The 3598-nt window shown below is 50.9% G+C and carries 3 protein-coding genes; all 3 read left to right on the top strand.

The window, feature by feature from the left end:
- On the top strand, nt 1-1189 hold a 1189-nt coding region (locus ACTIE6_RS08600; protein ID WP_439556248.1), incomplete at its 5' end, for a TonB-dependent receptor domain-containing protein.
- A gap of 22 nt (nt 1190-1211) precedes the next feature.
- Nucleotides 1212-2807, top strand: coding sequence for a RagB/SusD family nutrient uptake outer membrane protein (locus tag ACTIE6_RS08595; protein ID WP_439556247.1), 1596 nt, complete (start codon nt 1212-1214; stop codon nt 2805-2807).
- Between the two features lie 27 nt (nt 2808-2834).
- The coding region (locus tag ACTIE6_RS08590) for a sulfatase-like hydrolase/transferase (RefSeq protein ID WP_439556246.1) at nt 2835-3598 on the top strand (764 nt) is incomplete at its 3' end.

Here is a 3598-nt window from a genome sequence, read left to right as displayed (position 1 = left end):
AAGATTCTGGAATGGTCTTGAAAAAGCAGTTAACGATTTGAAACTGCGCGGCTCGTGGGGGATTACCGGAAACCAGTCTGTGGACCTTTACAGCTACTATTCCGCATTGACAGCTTACGGTTACACATTTGGCGGCGCTCCGGCGCAGGGATACCGGCCTACTACCCTGGCCAACACAAACCTGGGCTGGGAATCGACCACGCAGCTTGACCTTGGACTTGATGCAGCATTCCTGAACAGGAGACTTACATTGACAGTGGATTACTACCGCAAGCTTACAGACGATATCCTGCTGAACCTGGACATTCCGGCAACGATCGGCTTAAAAGCGCCGCCACAGAACGCAGGATCGGTAGAAAACAAAGGCTGGGAATTCAGTGCCAATTACCGCGGCGGACAAAGTACTTCCGGCTTCCGCTATAATCTGGGCGCCAATCTGAGCATCAATGAAAACAAGGTAACCGACCTGAAAGGTACCGGACCTTACATTACCGGTTCGGATATTGATCCCCGCTACATTATTGCAAAAGGGTTACCGATCAATACATTGTGGGGTTACGAAACAGACGGTTTGTTCCAGAGCGCACAGGAAATTGCCGAGTACAAGGCTACTTATGCGGCGAATACCAAGCCGGGTGACGTGAAGTATGTAGACCGGAACAAAGACGGGAAGATCAATGCAGACGATATGACGGTAATCGGGAATTCGTTTCCGAAGTATACATTCGGCGTTAACACGGATTTTTCTTACAAAGGTTTTGACCTGAATATCCTCTTCCAGGGAGCGGCGAAGGTAGATGCGCGGCTGGCGGGTGCGCTGGCCGAAATGGGCAACCAGGAAGGATTTACGCATGAAATTTACACCAACAATTACTGGACTCCCGAAAATACAGGCGCACGTTTCCCGCGGCCGGTGAAATTTGACCTGCGCAATGTGGCTACTTCCGACAGGCTGGTGATTGACGGATCTTACCTGCGCCTGAAAAACGTACAGCTGGCCTATACCATTCCTGCCGACGTGGTGAGCAAGCTGCGTGTAAGTAAAATCCGCGTGTATACTTCCGCAACCAACCTGCTGACATTCTCCAAACTGAATGAATGGAACCTGGATCCCGAGGTCCCTTCCGGCCGCGCGGTGTATTTCCCGCAGACTGCATTGTACACTTTTGGCTTAAACCTGCAATTCTGACCCGCATTCAAAAGCATTGAAAATGAAAACAAATACAATCAGACATATCATCTATTCAGGAGTGGCAGCTCTGACTTTGGGGCTGGCTTCCTGCGATTCTAATTTGCTGGAAACTGTTCCCAACGACCGGTTATCCGAAGACCTTTTCTGGAAAACAGAAGGCGACGCGCGCCTGGCGGTTAACTCGCTTTATACCGACCTGGACAGCATCAATGTCATTTCATGGGACGGCGTAACCGATATTGCGCACATTAACCAGAGCTTCAACATCGACGCTTACATTGAACAGGGCAGCTACGATGCGACCAGTTCCAAAATTTACGGAGAATGGCGGAACGCATACCGGGGAATCCGCGCGGTCAACTATTTTCTAGAAAATGTAGACAAGATACCGACCGGGAACACGGCGCTGATCAACCAGTTTAAGGGTGAAGCCAAAGTTTTACGCGCTTATCAATATATCAAGCTGGCCGGGTTATACGGCTCGGTTCCCCTGATCACCACCTCGCTCACGATTGACGAAGGCCGCACTTTGAAGAATGCGCCTGTGGAAGAGATTTGGGGTTTTGTAGAAAAGGAACTGACAGAAGCAGCTGCATTACTGCCCACTACTTACGGACCGGCCGATAAAGGAAGAGCTACCAAAGGCGCCGCGCTGGGCTTGCTCGCCCGCGCACATTTGTACGCGGGGCACTACCAGAAAGCTGCGGCGGCGGCGGATCAGGTGATCAAATCCGGGGTTTATAGTTTGTACGATTCATACGAAAAGCTGTTCAGCTACACGGCTGAGAACAACAGCGAGGTGATTTTTGATAAGCAGCAGTTGAAAGATGTGTACCCGATCAATGTGTTTGCCTACCTGGCTCCTTACAGTCAGAAAAACGGCGGCAGTACCGTGGTACCTACCAAGGCACTGGTAGATACTTACGAGACAATTGCGGGTAAAAAAATCACGGATGTAGCCAGCGGCTACGATCCGGCCAAGCCTTATGTTAACCGTGATCCCCGGCTGAAATTCTCCGTGTTCCTGGAAGGCGACGCGCTGCCCAGCGGGATTACATTCCAGCCACGCCCGACAAGCGGCACAGCCGACGCGATCGGAAGTACTTACATTGCTTCGACGACAGGTTTTAATATCAAAAAGTATTTTAATGCAGAAGATTTTGCCAATCCTGCAAACGGCGGGATCAACATTATCCTGCTCCGCTATGCCGAGATATTGCTCACTTATGCAGAAGCGAAAATCGAGCTGGGGCAGACAGATGCCAGTGTACTCGCGGCTATCAACCAGGTACGAAACGGACGCAGCGATGTAAAACAACCCTCGGTAACTGCCACTAGCCAGGCTGCATTGCGCGAGATTGTGCGGCGCGAGCGTACTGTGGAACTTGCATTTGAAGGTCAGCATTTATTTGATATCCGCCGCTGGAAAACGGCCGAGCAGGTATTGTCCGGGCCGGTTTACGGAATTACTTACCCGGATAACACCGGCAAACTGGTCACAGTACAAGCTGCTTCTTCAAACCGTGTTTTTGATGCGAGCCGTCATTATCTTTGGCCGATCCCGCAAAAAGAAAGGGATTTGAACCCAAACCTGACCCAAAACCCCAACTGGTAAGCTGCATTGCATTAACTTATTTTTCTTATGTCAAAATTACTTTCCGTGTCGTTTGTAGCCCTGACCGCCATTCTTCTGCTGGGTTTTCAATCCAAAAAACCGGCTGCAAAGACACCTAACATTGTTCTGTTTTTTATTGACGACCTCGGATATGGGGATCTGTCTGTCAACGGTGCGCTCGGCTACAAAACGCCCAACCTGGATAAAATGGCGGCCGAAGGCACTCGCTTTACCAATTTCATGGCGGCCCAGGCGGTTTGCAGCGCCTCGCGTGCTGCATTACTGACCGGCTGTTACCCGAATCGCGTAGGAATTTACGGCGCGCTCGGACCAGCCCAGCCGATCGGTTTGAACCCGAAAGAAGAAACCATTGCCGAAATCCTGAAAGCGCAGGGTTATGCCACCGGGATCTTCGGAAAGTGGCATTTGGGCAGCGAGCAGGAGTTTTTGCCTTTGCAGCAGGGTTTTGATGAATATTACGGCGTGCCTTACTCGCACGATATGTGGCCGCTGCATCCGTGGCAGGAAAAAGCCAAGTACCCGCCGCTGCATTGGATTGATGGAAATAAGCAAGGTAAGGAGATCAAAAACCTGGAAGATGCAAGCGAGCTGACGCCGGCGATCACCGAGCATGCAGTTTCATTTATCAAAAAGAACAAAAACAAACCGTTTTTCCTGTACGTGCCGCACCCGCTGCCGCACGTGCCGCTGGCTGCTTCTTCCAGATTCAAAGGGAAAAGTGAAAGGGGTATTTTCGGAGATGTGCTGATGGAGCTTGACTGGTCGGTAGG

This window comes from Dyadobacter sp. (genome assembly GCF_051859145.1).
Lineage (GTDB): Bacteria > Bacteroidota > Bacteroidia > Cytophagales > Spirosomataceae > Dyadobacter.
The sequence above is the reverse complement of the archived record's forward strand: the minus strand, read 5'-3'. Positions and strand labels throughout refer to the sequence as shown.